At 70.8% G+C, this 18,322-nt stretch carries 16 protein-coding genes, 1 pseudogene and 1 CRISPR repeat array; of the genes and pseudogenes, 7 read left to right on the forward strand and 10 right to left on the reverse strand.

The features are described from left to right. The 3 genes from ACIP5M_RS33660 to ACIP5M_RS33670 all read right to left on the reverse strand — a co-directional run. Nucleotides 1-586: NAD-dependent epimerase/dehydratase family protein (locus ACIP5M_RS33660; protein WP_401204178.1), on the reverse strand; the 586-nt coding region annotated here is incomplete at its 3' end. Between the two features lie 83 nt (nucleotides 587-669). After that, nucleotides 670-894 carry a hypothetical protein gene (locus ACIP5M_RS33665; RefSeq protein ID WP_401204181.1) on the reverse strand — a complete coding sequence of 75 codons (225 nt, stop codon included), beginning with the start codon at nucleotides 892-894 and terminating at the stop codon, nucleotides 670-672. Beyond that, nucleotides 891-1,061 (reverse strand): hypothetical protein, encoded by a 171-nt coding sequence (locus ACIP5M_RS33670; protein ID WP_401204184.1) that lies wholly within the window; start codon nucleotides 1,059-1,061, stop codon nucleotides 891-893. Before ACIP5M_RS33670 ends, ACIP5M_RS33665 begins: the two co-directional genes overlap by 4 nt. 244 nt (nucleotides 1,062-1,305) lie before the next feature. Between ACIP5M_RS33670 and ACIP5M_RS33675 the strand changes: the two genes are divergently transcribed. From ACIP5M_RS33675 to ACIP5M_RS33690, 4 genes are all read left to right on the forward strand, one after another. Continuing rightward, nucleotides 1,306-2,667 (forward strand): tetratricopeptide repeat protein, encoded by a 1,362-nt coding sequence (locus ACIP5M_RS33675; RefSeq protein WP_401204186.1) that lies wholly within the window; start codon nucleotides 1,306-1,308, stop codon nucleotides 2,665-2,667. After that, nucleotides 2,664-3,557, forward strand: coding sequence for a glycosyltransferase family 2 protein (locus ACIP5M_RS33680; protein WP_401204189.1), 894 nt, complete (start codon nucleotides 2,664-2,666; stop codon nucleotides 3,555-3,557). The genes ACIP5M_RS33675 and ACIP5M_RS33680 overlap by 4 nt, the downstream gene beginning before the upstream one ends. 718 nt (nucleotides 3,558-4,275) lie before the next feature. After that, entirely contained in the window at nucleotides 4,276-4,446 is a 171-nt protein-coding gene (locus ACIP5M_RS33685; protein ID WP_401204192.1) for a hypothetical protein, read from the forward strand. 2 nt (nucleotides 4,447-4,448) lie between these two features. Beyond that, the gene (locus tag ACIP5M_RS33690) at nucleotides 4,449-5,492 is read left to right on the forward strand and encodes a hypothetical protein (RefSeq protein WP_401204195.1); all 1,044 of its coding nucleotides are present in this window, start codon (nucleotides 4,449-4,451) and stop codon (nucleotides 5,490-5,492) included. Nucleotides 5,493-6,136: 644 nt separating this feature from the next. Here the strand turns inward: ACIP5M_RS33690 and ACIP5M_RS33695 are convergent. Next, complete coding sequence (locus ACIP5M_RS33695) at nucleotides 6,137-10,036, reverse strand: HEAT repeat domain-containing protein (protein WP_401204198.1); 3,900 nt, start codon at nucleotides 10,034-10,036, stop codon at nucleotides 6,137-6,139. A gap of 223 nt (nucleotides 10,037-10,259) precedes the next feature. On the opposite strand from ACIP5M_RS33695, the gene ACIP5M_RS33700 reads away from it, so the two are divergent. Next, the gene (locus ACIP5M_RS33700) at nucleotides 10,260-10,466 is read left to right on the forward strand and encodes a hypothetical protein (RefSeq protein ID WP_401204201.1); all 207 of its coding nucleotides are present in this window, start codon (nucleotides 10,260-10,262) and stop codon (nucleotides 10,464-10,466) included. Between the two features lie 659 nt (nucleotides 10,467-11,125). Then, on the forward strand, nucleotides 11,126-11,725 hold the full coding sequence (locus tag ACIP5M_RS33705; RefSeq protein WP_401204204.1) for a hypothetical protein: 600 nt from the start codon (nucleotides 11,126-11,128) through the stop codon (nucleotides 11,723-11,725). 101 nt (nucleotides 11,726-11,826) lie between these two features. Continuing rightward, nucleotides 11,827-12,162: direct repeats of the CRISPR family, unit length 29 nt; unit sequence CTGCTCCCCGCGCACGCGGGGATGACCCC. A gap of 59 nt (nucleotides 12,163-12,221) precedes the next feature. On the opposite strand, the gene ACIP5M_RS33710 is transcribed toward ACIP5M_RS33705, so the two are convergent. The 6 genes from ACIP5M_RS33710 to ACIP5M_RS33735 form a co-directional block, all read right to left on the reverse strand. Continuing rightward, nucleotides 12,222-12,434, reverse strand: a complete 213-nt coding sequence (locus tag ACIP5M_RS33710; RefSeq protein ID WP_401204207.1) for a hypothetical protein — start codon at nucleotides 12,432-12,434, stop codon at nucleotides 12,222-12,224. A gap of 216 nt (nucleotides 12,435-12,650) precedes the next feature. Next, on the reverse strand, nucleotides 12,651-13,562 hold the full coding sequence (locus ACIP5M_RS33715) for a hypothetical protein (protein WP_401204210.1): 912 nt from the start codon (nucleotides 13,560-13,562) through the stop codon (nucleotides 12,651-12,653). A gap of 369 nt (nucleotides 13,563-13,931) precedes the next feature. Further along, nucleotides 13,932-15,029: a hypothetical protein gene (locus ACIP5M_RS33720; protein WP_401204212.1), complete on the reverse strand. Its 1,098-nt coding sequence runs from the start codon at nucleotides 15,027-15,029 to the stop codon at nucleotides 13,932-13,934. A gap of 135 nt (nucleotides 15,030-15,164) precedes the next feature. After that, entirely contained in the window at nucleotides 15,165-15,833 is a 669-nt protein-coding gene (locus tag ACIP5M_RS33725) for a nucleotidyl transferase AbiEii/AbiGii toxin family protein (protein WP_401204215.1), read from the reverse strand. Continuing rightward, nucleotides 15,830-16,216: a hypothetical protein gene (locus tag ACIP5M_RS33730; protein WP_401204381.1), complete on the reverse strand. Its 387-nt coding sequence runs from the start codon at nucleotides 16,214-16,216 to the stop codon at nucleotides 15,830-15,832. The genes ACIP5M_RS33725 and ACIP5M_RS33730 overlap by 4 nt, the downstream gene beginning before the upstream one ends. Before the next feature lie 126 nt (nucleotides 16,217-16,342). Beyond that, nucleotides 16,343-17,212 (reverse strand): hypothetical protein, encoded by an 870-nt coding sequence (locus ACIP5M_RS33735; RefSeq protein WP_401204217.1) that lies wholly within the window; start codon nucleotides 17,210-17,212, stop codon nucleotides 16,343-16,345. A 345-nt stretch (nucleotides 17,213-17,557) separates the two neighbouring features. Between ACIP5M_RS33735 and ACIP5M_RS33740 the strand changes: the two are divergent. After that, a pseudogene (locus ACIP5M_RS33740) lies at nucleotides 17,558-18,273 on the forward strand (Tn3 family transposase); the annotation flags it as partial. Nucleotides 18,274-18,322: the final 49 nt, after the last annotated feature.

Below are 18,322 nucleotides of genomic sequence, written 5' to 3' on the forward strand. Positions count from 1 at the left end.
CGAGCGCGGTCTGCTCCTCGCCCCACGCCTTGGTGTTCCCGTACACCGACACCGGCCGCATGCGGTCGCCCTCGTGGAACTGGGGCGGGATCCGCCCGTGAACGGCCTCCAGCAGTTGGCGCATCGTCAGCAGCTCCCGGCTGTGGGTCTCCTCGGGGCTGCCGTCGCCGTAGACGCTCGCGGAGGACACGAACACCATCCGCCGGATGCGGGCACTGGCCGCGACGGCGTCCAGGACGGCCTGGGTCCCCGCGATGTTCGTGTCGATCGCGGCGAGCGGCTCGCGGGTGCAGGCGGCGACGTCCGCGAGGGCGGCCGCGTGGATGACGTAGTCGCACTCCGCCACGAGCTTGCGTACGAGCGGGGCGTCGCGGATGTCGCCGGCGACGACGTCCGGGTCGGTGGGGTCGACACCGAAGAAGTCGGTGTACACGTGCGCGGGGTAGGCGTTCATGCTGCACAGCGAGAGGGGGCGGGCGCCGATGGCGCGCAGCCGGGCGGTGATGCGGGAGCCGATGAGGCCCGCGCCGCCGGTCACCAGGACGGTGGCGCCGGTCAGGGCGGCGAGGGGAGAGCGGTCGTACACGATGCCTCCGTGAGGTGTCGGGCAAGCCTTGGTCGGTGGTGGCCGCGGGCCGGCTGGGAGGCCGGCCGTGCGGGGGGAGCGGCTCAGGCGGCCGCGAGGGGGTGGACGTTGCCCACGGCGGTCGCCAGCTCGGTGCCTCCTGCCGCGGGGCGGATATAGGCGCGGCGGGTCCAGCGGGGGCCCACGAGGGTGTCGACCTCCTCGAGGACGACGGCCATCAGCCGCCCTTCGGTGCCGGAGGCGAGGTCGCGGACCAGGTGGCCGAGCAGCGGGTGTGCTTCGTGTCCGAAGCCGAGGTGGGTGCTCAAGTGTGGTCGTCCCCTCCGCCGGCCTCCTGGCGCGCGAGGTCGTAGCCGCGCAGGAAGCGGGCCAGGCCCCGGCCGGCGCGCGCCAGGAGTTCGGGCGACGGATGGCCCTCCGGCAAGCGGCTGACGGGGGTGTTCGGAGAGTCGTCTGCGTCTACTGGTCCGTTCACTGGCGGCCTCCTCACGTCGGGCCTGTGCGCTCTGGTCAGCCGGGTTCGGTCTGCCGGTCCGGCGACGGGCGCCGGCGCTGCAGGGGGGGTGGGGGCGGCCCGTACCGCTTATCCGGGTCGTCCCCGCGCCCGTCCGACTTCGGCGAGTGCGTGCATTCAGTGAACCCGCGGTCACACAGCGCCGGTACGGTGAAGGTGCCGGAAACCCGTTCAATCCGTTCAAGATCGCTCCAGGGGGCCGAAGATGACGGAGAGCCGGACACCGAACCACGAGCTGGCGGCCGTCATCGCCGAGGCCGGAGTCACGTACTACGCGCTCGCGCGCGAGATCCGGGCGGTGGCGGCCGAAGCCGGGGAGAGGCTGGGCACCGCTCCGTCGGCCATTGCCTACTGGGTCGCCGGAGGGACACCGAACGGTCGGACCCGCTCATACCTCGCCGAAGCCCTGTCACGAAAGATCAGGCGGAACGTGACCGTCGCCGAACTCGGTCTAGGCTGCGCAGACATCGGGGAGGCCCTGAGCGCCGATCCCCTGGCAACTGCCGCCGACCTCGGGAGATCAGCGATGCTCCGCCGCAGGGAATTCCTCAATGCCGCCTTCGCCACGGCCGCCGTCGCTCTGCCCCTCACCTACGACCACGAGGCCGTGGCCGCCACCTTGAAGGCCGCCGGGAACGGCGCCACCGTCGGCCCGGAAGAGGTCGCCGTCGTCCGCCAGCTGACCGAGATGTTCCGGAGCGCGGACGACAAACTCGGCGGCGGCCACGGCCTGACGACGGTCACCGCGTACCTCACCGACACCGTCACCCCCATGCTGCGGGCCCGCTTCCCGGCGGAGGCCGTGCGCAAGGACGCCTTCGGGGCGGCCGCGCAGTTGGCGTGCCTGGTCGGCTGGAAGCACCACGATCTCGGCCGCGAGGGCGCGGCCCAGCAGTACTACCTGCTCGGATACCAACTGGCGTGCGAAAGCGACCCGGCCGGCCACGCCGCGTGGCTCATGCGGGCCATGACACACCAGGCCCTCGACCTCGGCCACGCGGGCTCGTGCGCAGAACTCGCGCAGGAGGCACTGCGCCGGGCTACGGGCAAGATCGACCGGCAGACGGAGGCACTGCTCCTGGTCACCTGCGCGAGGGCGTACGGGACCGTCGGAAAGCGCGCGAAGGCGGCGCAGGCACTTCTGGCCGCCGAGGATGCGCTGTCGGACACCGGGGAGCCGGTCCCCTCGTACGCCGCGGCTTCCGGACCGGTCGCGGCGACGGTCGCCTCGCACACGGGCAGGACGCTGACCGCGATGAAGGACTACTCCGCCGCCGAACGGCACTACCGCACGGCGATGGTGGCCCGCAGGCCGGGCACGTACCAGCGCGGTCATGCCCTGACCATGGTCAACCTCGGAAAGTCGGTCGCCGCGCAGCGCCGCCACGAGGAAGCCGTCGGACTGTGGAACCGCTCGCTCGACTTCATGAACGGCGTGGTGTCCGACCGCGGCCGCAAGGAAGTACTGACCATCCGCACGGTGGCGGCCGGCTACCGCGGGCGCGGAGTGCCGGGCGCGGCGAGCCTGGAACAGCGCGCCACCGAACTCCTGCGGGTCCAGGCATGACGGCTGGGGGCGGCGCGGACGCCGCCGCGGTGGGCGTGGTCGTACTGACCATGGGGGACCGGGAGGCGGAACTGCGCGCCCTCCTCCACTCGGTGGCCTCGCAGGAGGGCGAGGCGGCGAGGATCGTGGTGCTCGGCCAGGGGGTGAAGCTCCCTCCGCTTCCCGACGGGGTGGCCACCGTCGAGCTGCCGGAGAACCTGGGGATCCCGGGAGGCCGGAACGCGGGCGTGCGGTGGCTGCGCGAACACTGCGGAGTCGACATCGTCCTGGTCCTGGACGACGACGGCCTGCTGCCGCGGGCCGACAGCGTGCGGCTCGTACGGGAAGCGTTCGCCGAGAATCCCCGCCTCGGGGTGGTGAGCTTCCGCATCGTCGACGAGGAGGGCCGCACCCAGCGTCGCCACGTACCCCGCCTCGGCGGCGCGGACCCGGCACAGTCGGGGCCGGTCACCACCTACCTTGGGGGCGCGCACGCCATCCGGATGAGCGTGATCGACCAGGTTGGGGCGTTCCCGGCGGAGTTCTTCTACGCGCACGAGGAGACGGACTTCGCGTGGCGGGCGCTGGACGCGGGGTGGGAGATTGACTACAGGGCGGACCTGGTGCTCCGGCACCCGCGCACCGAGGCGACCCGGCATGCCGCCTACTACCGCAACACGGGCCGCAACCGCGTCTGGCTGGCGAAGCGCCACCTGCCGGCCGTACTCGTACCGGTCTACCTCGCCACGTGGGCGGCGTACACGGTGGCGCAGAGACCGCCGCTGCAGGGGCTCAGGTCGTGGTGGGCCGGCTTCTTCGAGGGCATCCGGGTCCCGTGCCCGCCCAGGCGGCCCATGCGGTGGCGGACGGTGTGGCGGATGACGCGCTTGGGCCGGCCGCCGGTGATCTGAACGGGCGCCCGGAACCAATCTGCTTCCCGCGCAGGCGAGGATGACCCCGAGTGGCGCGTAACGAGGGGGGACCCGGTCGTCTGCTCCCCGCGCACGCGGGGATGAACCCGTGACGCTCGACGTGGTCTCGCCGGAGGAGGGCTGTTTCCCGCGCACGCGGGGATGAACCCGCGGACGGGAGCGTCGGCGCGATGTGCGGCAACTGCTCCCTGCGCACGCGGGGATGAACCCCAGTGCCGGGGCGAGTCGGGGTTCGTGGTGCCCTGCTCCCCGCGCACGCGGGGATGACCCTTCATCGCGCTGGCGCAGAAGATTCCTTGCTCTCTGCTCCCCGCGGACGCGGGGATGACCCTTCCTATCGTGCGTCGTCGCGGGGAGATACAGCCCGGCTCCGCACGAATGAGCGGATGACTCCGGGCGGAAGGACAGCGTTCTCGCTGGCTCGACCTGGTGCCCGCTTCTCGTTGCGGATTCCCCGCTCCTGAACCACCAAGCCCGGGGCCGTCCTCACAAGATGGCCGCCCCAGGCCACATTTTGCGGGTTCCGGTACTTCTCAGCTTGAACGGCTTCAGCCCTGGTCTAGCCCCTACCGAAGAAGCAGCCGCAGCCCTCAGCTGCGAACAACCCCGCGAGGTTTCCCCCGGTACGCCTGAGAGGGCATGGCGCCATGGGGATGACTCCGGGAAGACCGGACGAGCACACGGAAGGAACCCGAACGTGAACATCAACCAGCCCGCCCCCGACGGCAGCCCGCACTGGCCTGTGCTGCTCCTGGTGTCGGCCGTCGCCATCGCGGCCGCGCAGAACGAGGTGTGGACAAGCGCCCTGGGAAGTGCGGCTGCCCTCTACTCCGTCCTTGCCACCGCCCACCAGGACCGAAGGAGCTGACCATGGCGCGTACGAAGCCGTCCACTGCCCACCTTGCCCTGGTCCGCGAGATCGAGGAGCACGGGGAGACAGCCACGACGACACAGGTCGAACGCTGGCAACAACAGGGATGGCTGCCCAGGGCATCGGCCTGGTTCGAGTCAGGCTCCTCCGCGTTCCGACCCACAATCGTCTCCCGGGCCGTATGGCTGGCGCACACCGCTCGAGCCGGCCGCAGCATCGGATGGCTCGGCTGGGTCTTCTGGGCAATCGACGACACCCCAGACAGCGCCAAGAGGCTGCGAACCGCCCTGGTCACCACCCTCAAGCGCCCATTGGCCCGGGCAGGCATCGAGCAGATCCCCGCAGGGAACTCCAACAAGGCCTTTCAGGCCCGCCAGGACGCCGCTGCCAGGATGCTGACGAACCGACGCTCACCCCGCCGCGACCTTGACGGAACACTGCGCGATCACGCTGCCGCCGCAGGCATCGAACTGCCCCGCTCGCCGGCGGCCGCCGTCCCGAACATCTTTCACCGGGCGCTCCTGGATCCCGGCGCCCGGCTGATGCTCGGCGGCGCATCCGACGTCGGGTTCGAGGAGCTGCTGGAGAGCTGGGAACGGGCCTGGCCGGACCACGCGGAGGCGATCGAGCACATTCGTGAGGTACACCGGCAGGCCGAGCTCGCCGGAACTGACCTGATGGCGCAGTCCCCCATGGCCGAAGGCCTGACCGGGATGGTGCGCACCATCGAGACGGCCGACGACCCGGACTTGTGCGGTGCGGTGCGCACCTGCACGAAGGCGTCCGGGGCTCTTGCGGTGTTGATGCAGCGCGCGGCGGACGAGCCGGAAATCCTGGCTCAGCTGATGAACGACGTGATGTGGGACCAGTGGGCCCGGGTCGGCGGCATCGCACCGGACGGGGCGGCCGGCGCGGCCGCCGTTGCGATCACCACGTTCCAGTACTTGGCGATGCCTGACTGGGCCGCGGACCTGGAGCGCTACCTGTCCTTCATGGCCAGCCTGCTCGCCTCCTACCCGGAGACAGCAGCCTCGCCAGGCTAAAGAAGACTCGGCAAAGACCCCGGCGGACGCGACCCTCTCCATGACTTCCCTGGAGTTGCAGCAGACCTACCGGCGCTGATTGGTCCTGCCGGACGGAGCCTTGCTGGTGAGAAATGAGTCGATTGCCGGATTCAGTGAAAGTGCTCGAGAACCACGCGATGCCCGCATAGAGTCCCAGGTCAATAAGCCTGCTTCCCGCACACGCGGGGATGACCCCAACGTGACCGCCGGGATGTTCGGCAGGTCCTCCTGCTTCCCGCACACGCGGGGATGACCCCGGTGGTCACGTCGCCGTCCGTCTCGGCGAGGGCTGCTTCCCGCACACGCGGGGATGACCCCGGCAAGCGCCACATCACCACATGGAGGCCGATCTGCTCCCCGCGAACGCGGGGATGACCCCGCGGACGCGGCCAGGCCGGCAATGACCAGCGTCTGCTCCCCGCGCACGCGGGGATGACCCCACCACCCACAGCAGGGTGAGGGCGGCGTGGCCCTGCTCCCCGCGCACGCGGGGATGACCCCTGCTGCTGCCGATCCCGGAGGAGACCTTGGGAATGCTCCCCGCTCACCTGCTCCCCCGCGCACGTGGGGCCTGCCGATCGACAAGTGGATCACCTGCTCCGCCGACGTCGTGATCCGCACCGTTAGGCGGTCCGGTCGCCAGAGGCGGCGGCGAGGAACGCCAAGAGCGGGGAGGTCACCCCGTGCATCCCGGGCGGTTCCATTTGCCGTGCCCGTTCGACGGCCCGGAGGGTTTCCTGATGCTGCGGCCATACCAAGGTGAGCAGCCGCAAGGCGTTCCTCCGTACCGGGCCGTCGAGGCAGCGCTCCACCGCGGAGCGGGTCTCGGGGTCGTCCGGCCACCGCTGTGCCAGTAGACGGAGTGCAGTCAGGACGACCCCGGGCTCCGCGTCGTTCGTGGCCCTGAGCGCGGCTACCCGGACCTGTTCGTTCCGCGGCCAATAGTCGCCCGACAACCTGAGGGCGGTGCCTCGGACGTCGGGGTCGGTATCCTCGAGCGCCTTGAGCACGGCCCGCTGCACTTCCGCATGCTCGGGCCACTGCTCTGCCAGTGCCGCCACGACCGTGCCCCGTACCGCGGCGTCGTCGTCGTCGACGGCGGCGAGCACGATCCGTCGCACGTCGTCATCCTGAGGCCACTGCTGGGCGAGGCTCTCTACGGCGAACCACCGCACCTCTGGGTCGCTGTCCCCTACCCCCGCAATCAGCACGGCGCGCAGCTCGAGATCCCCAGGCCACTCGTATCCGGCAAATTCGAGTGCCGCTTGGCGAACCACAGCCACAGCGTCGGCCGTGGCGGCGAGCGTTGCCCGGCGTACCTCGTCATCGGCCGGCCAGGACTGCTGCAGCACGTCCAGCACCTGCCACCGGACTTCGGGGTCCGCATGGCGGGTGAGCCCGAACAACAGCTGCCGGACCTCGGGGTCTTCCGGCCACTGGGTTCCCAGCACCCACCAGGCACCTCTGAGGTCCTGTGCATGCAGGGAGCCGGCACGAGCGACCTCAAGCAGTGTCTGTCGGACCTCGCTGTCCCTGGGCCACCGTTGCCCCAAGGTGAAAAACACCCAGCTGTCTCCTGTCGTGCCCACAGCAGCGAATACGGCCGACCGGACATCGTCGTCCTGCGGCCAGTGGGCCCCGAGAAAATTCCCTGCGGCCCGGCGTACGGATCGGTCGTGGTCGCCCACGGCCGCCACTGCCAGCGGTCGGAACTCAGCCTCGGCCGGCCAATGCTCCGCCAGTGCGTTCCATGCGGCATAGCGCACGCGCGGGCTCTGGTCTCCGACCGCACCGACCAGGGAGCGTCGTGCCTCCGGGTCCGCCACCCAGTAGCGACCGAGAGCTTCCACCACCACCGTACGCACCCCCTCCCCAGCGCCCGCATCGCCGGCGACACCCAGCACGACCCGTCGTGCCTCCGGGTCAGAGGGCCAGTGCTGTGCGAGGAGGTGCAGCGCCGTGCCCCGGCTGTCCAGGGTCGCTTCGGTGTCGCAGGCGATGCCGAGCAGGAAGGCTCGTGCGTCGGCGTCGGCCCCGTAGCACTCCGTCAGGGTGCGCATCGCTTGGGCACGGACCTCCGCGATCGCGGAAGTGTCTCCTGCGAGGGCGAACACCGTCTCTCTGACCCCGGGCTCATGGGGCCATCGCTCCCCGAGGGCGCGTACGGCGACAGCCCCGGTTTCGTTCCAGGTGATCCGGGCGAATGGCAAGGCCTCCCTGGCGTCGCGACACATCGCCAGCGCGATTCGGGGCCCATTGCGGCTGGCATCGGGCTGGGGCCACAGCCAGCGCCGGAAACGCTCGCGGCCGCTCCACGAACCCGGGAAGCTCGGCAGGGCGGCCATCCCGCGGGGGAAACCCACGCCGGGGAACATGGCGAGCTCCGCCGTGATCGCGTCGATGACCGCGTCGCTCTGCACGGCGAGCGACGACTCGGCCTGCTCCGGCGAGGAGGGCGGTCCGACGGGCGCCCGGCCGATGCGGTGCGCCTCGGCGAGGGCCTGGAGCGCGAAGTCGAGGAACTCTGTGTTCCCGTGGGAACGGAAGAGCGGCGCCCCGCCGCAGTGCCGGTGCAGCCGCAGCACGCGGGCGATGAACTTCGCGTGCAAGGGCTCGGCGTCACGGCTGACCATGCCGAGGAACAACAGCACGACCTCCCGCCAGCTGGGGTCGACCACCCGCTCCATCAACAGGTCGAGCAGCTCCTCCTCGTTCCACTGCCGGTAGCGGTGCGCGAGGTCGCGGGCCGCCAGGTACTCCAGAAGGGTCCGGTGGACGAAGCCGTAGGCCTCCGCGCCGAACGGGTGGATGAGGAAGGCGCGCTCGTGCAGACGCTCGATCATCGCGCGTGAGACCGTACGGGCTACGGGCGTGGCATAGCCCAGCTCGGAGACGAAGTCCCTGATCACCTGCTCGAGATCCTCGACGGTGATGAGCGGGCTGCCCCCGCCGGATCGACCGTCGGCCCCTTGCTGGATGCGGGCGGCGATGCATTCCAGCAGGTCCTGGAGGGTCCGGCCGTCGAGTTCGTCGATGGCGTGCGCGACGTCCGGGTGTGCGGGGCGTGGCAGGCGCAGGTTCTTGGCGTCCCGGTCCCAGCGGCCGGCCAGCACCACCACGGCGTGCTCGTAGACGTCCTTGCGATCGCGGGGGATCGAGGCGCCGAGACCGATGGCCGCGAGGATCGCCAGCAGCAGCGGGTTTCCGGCGAGTTCGGCGACGGAGGGGAAGTCGCGTACGGCGTCCGTCAGGCGGCGGGTGAGCCGGGCCGCCTCGGTCGGGCTTTCGGGGTGGGCGGTCGCGTACCACCGGCCGATGAAGGACTCGACCTGCGCCCGGGAAAGGTCCTCCAGCTTGGCGATCCCGAAATCGGCGCGGGTGAAGTCCCCGGACCGAAACCCGACGAGACGGGAGGTGACGATGACGCGGGTGTGCGGGTGGCTCTGGGCGAAGGCCGCGATCTGTCGGGTGATGTCGGCGCGCCGGGCGGGGTCGAAGACCTCGTCGAGTCCGTCGAACACCATGACCACCGTGCGCTGTCCGCCGGCCAGGAGGTCCTCGAGGACCTCGCGGGGCAGGGCCATGCGTTCGGCGGCGTTGTGCTCCGCCCAGTAGTCCTCGACGGTCGCCCCGATCCAGCGCTCGTCGGCGAGCCGACGCAGTTCCACGACCACCGGAACCGCGTCCTTGAGCGCCTCCAATCCCTGAGGGACGGTGTCCAGGCCCCCGGCGAGGGCAAGCGCCAGGTACTTCGACAGCGTCGTCTTTCCGGCGCCGGGGTCGCCGAGCACCACCAGGCGGCGGCCGTGCTCGGAGCCGAGGACGTCGAGGACGGGTTGCGGCGGCCGTTCGGGCCGTCCGCGGCGCCTCCTGGCGTCGGCCTCCCGCACGGCGTCCTGCCTCACGTCCCCTTCGTCGAGCTCGCCGCGGTCGAGCAGGTCCCGTACCAGCCGCTCCGGGAGCTGCTGACGCGGCCAGTCCCAGGCCAGGAGCGGTGCCTCGAACACCTCGCCCAGGCCGATCTGCGGTTGCTCGCCGGCTCTTCCAGCCTCGCCGAGCACATCCATGTTCAGCCGGCTGTGCGTCTGGACCAGCCGTAGGAAGTATTCGGCGACCGCGGCGTCCGTACGGCCGCTGAGGCCGCCCCTGCGTTCCCGGGACCGCCGATCGTCGTTCGCCTCGGCGGCGGCCGCCTCGTAGCGAACGCGCCAGGACCGGCACTCGGCATGCGCCAGCCATTGCCGCCGCACCCGGCCGTCCGGCTCCAGGGTCGGCCGGCCCAGCCAGGACGACCAGACGGCGACGACTGCCACGAGGACGTCTGCGTTCTTCGGCAGCCGGAAGTCCTTGGCATCGGCGGCCGCCCACTCACTGACCCGCTGCCCGTGGAAGCGCTCGGTCCCGGGGAGCCCCGTGCCGCGGACCTGCCGCTGCAATTCGGCCTGGGTCCGCTCGGACCCCTTCTGGGCGGCTTCCTGTAAATCCCGCAGCGCTCGGCGCAGTTCTTCGCGAGCGAACCCCATGACTCGACCCCCCGGTCCGGTCCTTCCCGCCCTCGCCTGGCTTCCGACGGCGGGACGCCCGAGGCGGGCGATCCGGGAGGCGGCTCTCGGGGGCGCTGAACAGGCAGGATATCCGTCATCCTGCCCGCCCCGCCCGGGTGTCGGGACACAGCGTGCGGTCGAGGCGCACAGTCGGACAGAGCCGAATCCGGCCCGTCATCCACCGCAACGACAGGAGACCGCCATGTCCCGTGCCCGCAAGTCCGCGACCCGCGCCCCCCAGGTGAACCGCCCCCGCCGCGGCCGCCGTCGGCCCCGGCCCACGCCCGTGACCTCGCCGTGGCGTGAGACCTGGCGCCAGGCCGGTCACTGCGTCGCCCTCAGCCTCGCCGGCTCCGTGGGTGGGACCGCAACCGTCGTGCTGGACTGGTGGTTGCGTAGTTACCTGTAGCAGACCAGACCCACCATCCACTCACCTGAGTGGCTCGGCCCCGCCCGCGCGCCGGACCTCTGGAGACGGACCTTGGTACGCCGGGAGGGTCGTGGATGTGATGAGGTCTTGCTCCGCAGTCGTCGCATCTGGTGCCAGGTGGCGAAGAATGAGGGTGGCGATCTGGGCGACCCGGGCGGCGTGGACCGTGCTTGCGCGGGGCTCCTCGTCGTCCTCCGCGCCTCCATACCGAGGGGGTCGGTCGTCCGCAGTAGGTGATGCTCGAGTTCGTCACGAACCTGCAGTTCATGGATGAAGCGGGCAACAACGGACCCCCGACACCTTGCTTCGAGTCCGCCTGACCCAGCGTCCACGTCCATGAGTGGCAAGAGCCGTAACCATCAGGAAGCGCGGTCGCGGCTGTGAAAGTACTCGTCAACAGCCCACGGTCCACCTAGAGTCTCAGGTCACGAAGCCTGCATCCCGCGTACGCGGGGATGGTCCCCTGGAGAACGGCGTCGATCTGACCGGCCCGCTCTGCTCCCCGCATCTGCGGGGATGAACCAGCGAAGTGGTTCTCGCCATCGACTAACACGGCCTGCTCCTCGCGCACGCGGGGATGCTGGCATCGGGGCGGCCCGCCCATCCGGGGCGAGGTGGGAGCGAGACATGATGGGTGCATGAGTAGTCATCAGGCCCTTGTTGTCGCTGCCGCGCAGGCGGCCGGTCCTTGTGTCGCGGGGGAGGAGTCGGCCTGGCAGGCGCGGGTACGGGCGCTGGCCGTCGATCTCTTCGTATTGGGTGACGTGGTGGCCCGCGACATTCAGCGGTTGGGGGCGGCGACCAGGTTTCCCGCGACGCTGCTGGGCGTGGTGATGGAGGAGTCGAGTACGCGAGGTGTGCTGTTGCTGCGCAACGTCTCGGGTGAGGTGGAGCCGGCCATCCGTACGGACCGGGGCGACACGGAGGCTGGAGCGGCGATGATCGCGCGGGCTCAGTCGTTGGTGGGGCGCCGGGTGCTGGTCTACAAGGAGATGGAGGCGCTGGCGTCGAATCCGATGCACAAGGTGCGGGTGGTGGTGCACCTGATGGATCTGGGGCCGGAGACGGAGTCCATCGGTGAGGACGAGGCCAAGGGCCACGTTCTCCAGGCTGCCGCCGGCGACCGCGACCTCGCACTCCGCGGCTGGCAGCAGGCGTCCCTCCCGGACCGCGGCCCAGTGACGGCGGCTCAGCTAGGCGGGGCGCTGGCATGTGTGCAGCAGATGGGCCGAGGGTAACTGCAATTGTTGCTGAAGCACAAAAGAGGGCGTTATGTCCAAATCGATGGAAGTTTGCCAAACAAGCCCTCCGCCGCCTTACAAGTGGCAGGTCAGTCAGTCTGCTCCCCGCGCACGCGGGGATGACCCCCAAGCTGGTGCTGATGCTGTCTGGGAGCCCCGGCTGCTCCCCGCGCACGCGGGGATGACCCCCGTCGCGAGGCGGTCGAAGTCCGGTGGCGCGAGCTGCTCCCCGCGCACGCGGGGATGACCCCTGGCCGTCATGCTGATACGTGGACTCTAGGACCTGCTCCCCGCGCACGCGGGGATGACCCCGCTCCTCCGCACCCGGCGCCCACGGATCGGCCCTGCTCCCTGCGCACGCGGGCATGACCCCCAGTCCTGGCTGTCGACCTGCGCCGCGGACTACTGCTCCCCGCGCACGCGGGGATGACTCATCCCCCACCCTCAGGCCGGCAGCGACGGCGCATATGGAGCCGCCGCTGCCGGGCGGTGTTCAGGGCTTCGGCATCACCGCCCGCAGGACGCTCGGGACGTCGGTGGGGTCGACCAGCACGAGCGCGATGGTGCCGAGCACGAGCACGGACAGGACGTAGGTCGCCGTCTTGAGGACGGCGGGAACGTCGGCCGGCGCCGCGCGACGAAGGGCGTATCCGGCGAGGCCGCCGAGGACGGCGAGGGCGAGAAGGGCTAGGAACAGCGGGTTCAAGGACGTGGTCCGTTCTGGGGCGCCAGGCAAATTCCCGGCTTCCCGCCTTCGCCCTTGAAACCGACTCCGTGACAGCACGGATAGCTAGTGATCTGCGTCATGTCTCTTCGGGGGTTCGCCTTGGTCTGCACGCCCTGGGGCTCCTGTTGCGCGCCCCTGCGTGACGATTCCTGTCGTCCTCCGTCGGTTCGGACCGGCACCTGGATCCAGGCTCGGTCATCGGGACGCCGCCTTGGCGGCCGTGGTACGTGCGGTGTGACTATCGCCGAGGCGCCTGAGCTTGCGCCGTACCCGCTCGCCCAACGCGAATGGGTCGAATCCTGTGAGCTTGGCGGCGTCGTGAGCGATCGCGCGAGTCGCCGCCTCGGCCCAGCTGGTGGTACCGGGGCGCGCCCATTGGAGGGCAACCCGTTCCTCGGGCGGCCGCAGCCGCCGCAAGACGGCCGGGATTCGAAGGTCGGTGAACTCGTGTGACAGCACGGTGTCCTCCGGCGTGGCCGACGTGGCCAGCAGATCACCGACGACCAAGCCGTCGCCCACCGGTGTGCTGAGCAGGACGGTCCGGGTGCCACCGGCCTTGCGCTCCCACAGCGGTTGGAGATGCCGGTGCTCGGTTCGGGCGTCGCGCCGCAGCCGGTCGACGAGGGCAGGGGTGTGGGCTGTGCCGTTGCCGAGTGCACCTACCCAGTCGCCGAGCAGGGCCATCTCCACCGCCGGTCGCCACGCGGCGGGCCGGTCCAGCTTCAGCCAGCTCCCGCTGAAGAGATCCACGCCCTCGGAATCACCTTCGATGGCGGCGTTCCGGGCCGAGAGTGCCTGGTGCAGCGCGGAACGGTCCGGCCAGGGTGTGCACTGGCGGAGCTTCGCTTCCAGGTCCAGCAGGATGCCGGCGAAGGGGGTTGCCCAGGCGCGCTGACAGATGGCGCACGAGGGGTCCACCGGAACATTGAGTTCGGCAGCGACTGCTGCAATCTCGCCTAACGCCCTGAACGCCGCGCACGCGAAGTTACAGCCGAGGGTCTGGTGCCAGAAGTGGACCAACTGCATCTCGTAGTTCGACAGGCGCGGGGGAGGGACTGGCCGCGCCAGGCACTCGATGCAGGATCGGAGAGACGGCGGGATGATCATGAATGTTCCTTGCCGGCGTTGGGTTCGGGATTGAGTTCCTCACTCTCTCGGCTCGGACGGGCCTCGATCCGACAAAAAATCTTGGACGGTCGCAGGGGACGCACCCCCTATGTGATGGACGCTGGCAGAGAGACGTCAGGAAAGGTCTGCAGGCTCCCGGCGTCCCAGGGCGACGCAGCCTGGAGCGGTGGACGCCGAGGGTGGCTGACGGGCCGCCGGCGGCGGGGGCGGCCTTCCGATGCTCCTCAAGCCCCTGCTCCCCGCGCACGCGGGGATGACCCCCGACCCCGAGGTATCTCTCCGGGGCCGCGCTCACGTTGCGGCTCAACCTGAACGAGATCTGGGGACAGCGTGCCGACGGGCCTGCGGTTACGGGGCGCTGCCCCCGCTGCCGAACGGGCCGAGGATGTTGGTCTTCCTGGCGGCACGCCGCCCGTACACGAGCGTCAGAGCAAGCAGGCCGACACCGGCGATGGCCGGGCCCTCGGCGGCGCCGGGCAATGCGAGGAGCGAGACGCCGATGGCGCCGGCCACCGTCAGCAGGATGACCGCCACCACCCGCAACGGCTCGCGGTCCCGGACCGGTTCGACGCCCTCGAGGTCTTTCGCATCGAGGAGGGCGCCCACCTGTCCGTGCGCGTACCGCTCGGCGATCGTCAGCAGGAGCTCGGCCAGTTCCGGAAGGGCGGCGTCGCCGTCCACGTCCAACCGCGCCTCGGCGGCCCGCAGACGCGATGCCACGAGTCGGGCGTGCGCGCGCAGCGGCTTTCGGCGATGCGAACGGAGCGGCACCATGCCCCGCGTGGAGTAGGCCCGGAGAACACCCGTCTCCACGCCTTTGAGTTTGTGCGCCAAGGTTCTGCGCAGAGACGCGGCTCGACGGGATCCACCTGCTCCGTATGCCGACGCGCACGCAGTGATCGCTTCGGCCAGCTTGGCCACCAGGCCGTAGCGGAGGTCCTGGACGTGCAGGGCCTGGTCGGCAATGTCCGGGGGGTACCGCCTTGAGTGCGCCATGTATCCGACGGCAATCGGTGCCATGTAGATGGACGCGAACGCGAACGCGCCCGCGGTGACGGCGAAGGGTGCCCCGACCGCGTACACCCCCACCAACCACCCGGGCTCGTCCGTGATGAAGCCGGCGAGGCGGCCAGGAAGGACCTCCAGCGCCGTCAACGGGACGTTGCTCAGGGAGACGGCGTGCGAGAAGCCCACCCGGATCACGGCACCGAACCACGCGACCCCGATGAGTATCAACGGAAAGCGCACGACCACTCCGGTGTCCTGCATCGCCCAGGCATTGAGCCGAAGCGCCGAGCGCACCCGCGCCGGCACCGGACGCTGCACCCCGAGCCGGGCCAGGGCCAGGGTCATGTCGGCCGTCTGCTTCTCTGCCTCCTCCGCGCCCTTGCGGCGCTTACGTGCCGCGATCCAGGACAAGGGCCATATCTGAATTCGTCGTCCCATGAAGTGAGGGTCGCACCCGCCGATGACAGCGGTGGTGAGTACCCGTCAGATGGGGAGGAGCGCAACGGGTAGCGGCGCGGGCGCTTGAGACGGCCGCCCGGGGCGCCTGCGGTCAGGGGACCCTGGTCGCGCCGGTCAGAGGGGTTCGTCGTGCTCGCTGTCGAGTCTGGGTTCGAGGGCGGTGGCCCAGTCGTGAGCCCATGTCCGTACGTCCGTGATCGCGTTCTGGTCGAGCCCGTAGGCGGCGAACTCCTCGTCGTCGTACCAGTCGGCGCCCACCAGGCGGTCGTGGAGGTCGTCGAGGCGGAAGGTGTCGCGGCCGTGGCGTCGGCCGAGGCGTTCGAGTTCGGTGAGGGTGCGGTGCTGGGCGGCGGCGTGGACGTCGATGAGGTCGCGGACCGCTCCGCGGTCGGCCAGGGCGCGGACCTTCGTACCGATCACGTCGTCGAAGGCGAGGACAGGTCCGTATGGGGTGGGCTCGGGGGCGGCCCAGAGGTTCTCCTTGAGGACGTCGACCTCGCACTGGGCGCCGTCGGCCGGGTCGGTGACCATCAGCCGGGCGGAGAGCGGGTCGACGCCGATGACGGTGATGTGCCAGCCGCGGGCGGTCAGCTGCCGGGCGAGGTCGGCGGCGATGTCCGCCATGGGGGCGGGGTTCTCGGTGGCGACGTCGAGGTCCTGGCTGAGCCGGTCGACGAGGCCGTGGGCCTGGACGGCGTACCCGCCGGTGATGACCAGGGGGTAGGGGCTGCCGATGGCGATCACGTCGGCCAGCAGCCTCCGGTGCAGTGCGGTCAGCTTCACGCAGCGGCGCTCGCCCGGTCCGCCAGCCGGGGGAAGGCGTCTTCCCATACCTGCCGGATGTGGCGGCTGACCAGCGTGCGCAGGACGGGCCACTGCGCGGCGAGGAGACCTGCGTCGAGCAGGGCGGTCAGGTCCTCGCGGTGGCCTTCGGCCAGGACGGTGCGGTAGAGGCTCATGCGCTGGCGCGGCTGGTCGAGGTCGTAGGCGCGCATACCGGACCAGGCGATGTGCAAGGGCAGTTTCACGGTCCCGGAAACCGGTCCGGCCAGATCGGCCAGGGACGCGGGCAGGCGCGCGGCGTAGCGGGCGCGCAGCACGTCGGCGGCGGGAACGCCGGCGGCGGCGGAGACGCCAGAGGCCGGCGGCACGGGCGGGCGGGACATCGTGGCCATGGGTCCAGTATCCCGTGCCCCGCGGGTTCCCCGCAGCACTCCGGCGACGCTGGGCGCACGCTCCTCGCAGGTGGCGTGGTTTTCGCAGGTCACACGGCTACGGGTGCCCAGGGGGCTTCATCCGCTGGCGGGGTCGGCAGGACAGAACTGCTCGAGGAGGAGGGGAGTGCCGAGGGCGAGGGTGACCAGGCGCCGGTGGGCGGCTTCGAGGGTACGGCGGGCGGCGGGGAGGCCGGCGGGAGGTGCGGGGCGGCTGCCGCGGGGGCGGCCAGGGGTGGTGGTGACCCAGAGCTGGTGGACGTCACCGCCCTGGAGGGTCTTACGGTGGCCGGCGGTGAGGCTGTGGTGCGTGGTGTGCCAGCGGGTGAGGGCGTGCCGGCTGACGGTGTCGAGCGGGTACCAGGCGCCGGCGGCGCGTACGCGGGGGAGCGGGCGGTCCAGCTGGAGGTCGTCGAGCGTCATGGGGTGGAGGTGGCCGAGGCCGTGGCCGGTGGTGACGGCGAGGGCGATGAGGGCGGTGGTGCGTTCCCAGGTGGAGGCGAGGATGCCGTCGGGTTGGTGGGCGGTGAGCAGCTTCAGGGTGCGGTGGGCCTCGGTGGGGCTCAGGCGGGGGGCGAACTCCGGCTTGGGGACGGTGAGGGCGAGGGGGTGGCCGACGTGGGCGGAGAACGTGTTGAGGGTGCTGGTGCGGGCCGCCATGGAGTTGGCGGAGGCAGGGGCGGAGGGGCCGCGCAGGCTGTTGCGCCGGCGGGTCAGGCCGCGCGCGGCGTCGGTGAGCCAGGCTTCGGCGCGCGCTGGGTCGAGGAGGTCGGCGCGCGTGAGGTCGGCTTCGGGGCACCGGCGGGCGGTGGCGAGGTGGGCGAGGTACTCCTGGAGGTAGGTGCGCCTCAGAGCGCGGGTGGCTTCGCCGGGGACGGTCGCGAGGAAGGCTGCGACGGCGGCGCGGGCGGAATGCCCGGAGGAACGGGGTGCGGGCGTGCGGCCCATCGGAAACCTCCCAGGTTCGAAACCGTCCTGTCAGAATAAGAGCAAGAAGCTACGGAGCCCCACGCCCCCTGTCACAGCTGGCCTATCGTTTCGGTTCGTGTCGAGCCGATTCGCTTCGTGCAGCCCCGAACCGAACATGACGCACCATGGAGCATCCGGGGTGGGCGGGGGCGGGAGCCGAGGGATACGGATATTAGAGGGGTGCTTCTTGCTCTTATTTTCCACGTGTTGGCACAAGCACGTCGGTCGAGGCTGTCTCGCTCAGTGTCCGTTGGCTCCTTGGCCGACGAGCCGTAGATTGACGAGCGTGATGAACAGTCGTTGGATCTCGTCACAAGTGAGCGGAACCGGCTGGCGACGCTGGCCCGGGTCGGGTTGGGGTCGAAGGCGCCGATCCTGGAGCGCACCCCGGAGCCGCGCCGCACCGCGCTGCTGACCTCGGTGGTGCGGCACCTGGAGGCGTCGGCGATCGACGACGCGCTGGACGTGTTCGCGCTGCTGATGCAGGTGAAGCTGCTGAACGTGGCGAAGCTGGCCACGGACAAGAGTGGCTGGCGCTGGCGTCCCGGCCGCGTCTGGCGAAGGCGTCGCGTACGGTGCAGGCGGTGTACCGGCTGTGGAGCGAGCAGCTGGACCTGGTCGCCGAGACGGGCGTCGACCTGGACGCGGCGGCGATGTTCCGGGCGCTGGAGGCCGAGGTCGGGCCGCGCGCAGAGGTCGAGGCCGCGGTACGGCTGCTGGACGATCTGCTGCCGCCCTGGGACGACGAGGCAGAGGCGGAGATGCGCCGCCAGCTGGCCGGCCGCTACAGCACGGTGCGCCTCTTCCTCTCCCTGTTCGGCGAGTCGAGCGCGCTCGGGGCCGCCTCCGGAGGCAAGCGGGTGCCGGAGGCCGTGAAGCGCCTGCCCGCGCTGGCGAGGCGCAAGGTGAAGGCCAAGCCGCTGCTGCCGAGGGAGATCGACCAGAAGCTGGTGCCGCCGGCCTGGAAGAAGGCGGTGTTCTCCAACCCCGACCTGCCGCCGGGGGCGGTGGACCGCGACGCCTACGCAGTGTGCGTACTGGGGGTGTGACCCAGATACGCAAACCCGCCAGAACTTGATCTTGGCCTGC

Source organism: Streptomyces sp. NPDC088762 (assembly GCF_044750905.1).
Lineage (GTDB): Bacteria > Actinomycetota > Actinomycetes > Streptomycetales > Streptomycetaceae > Streptomyces.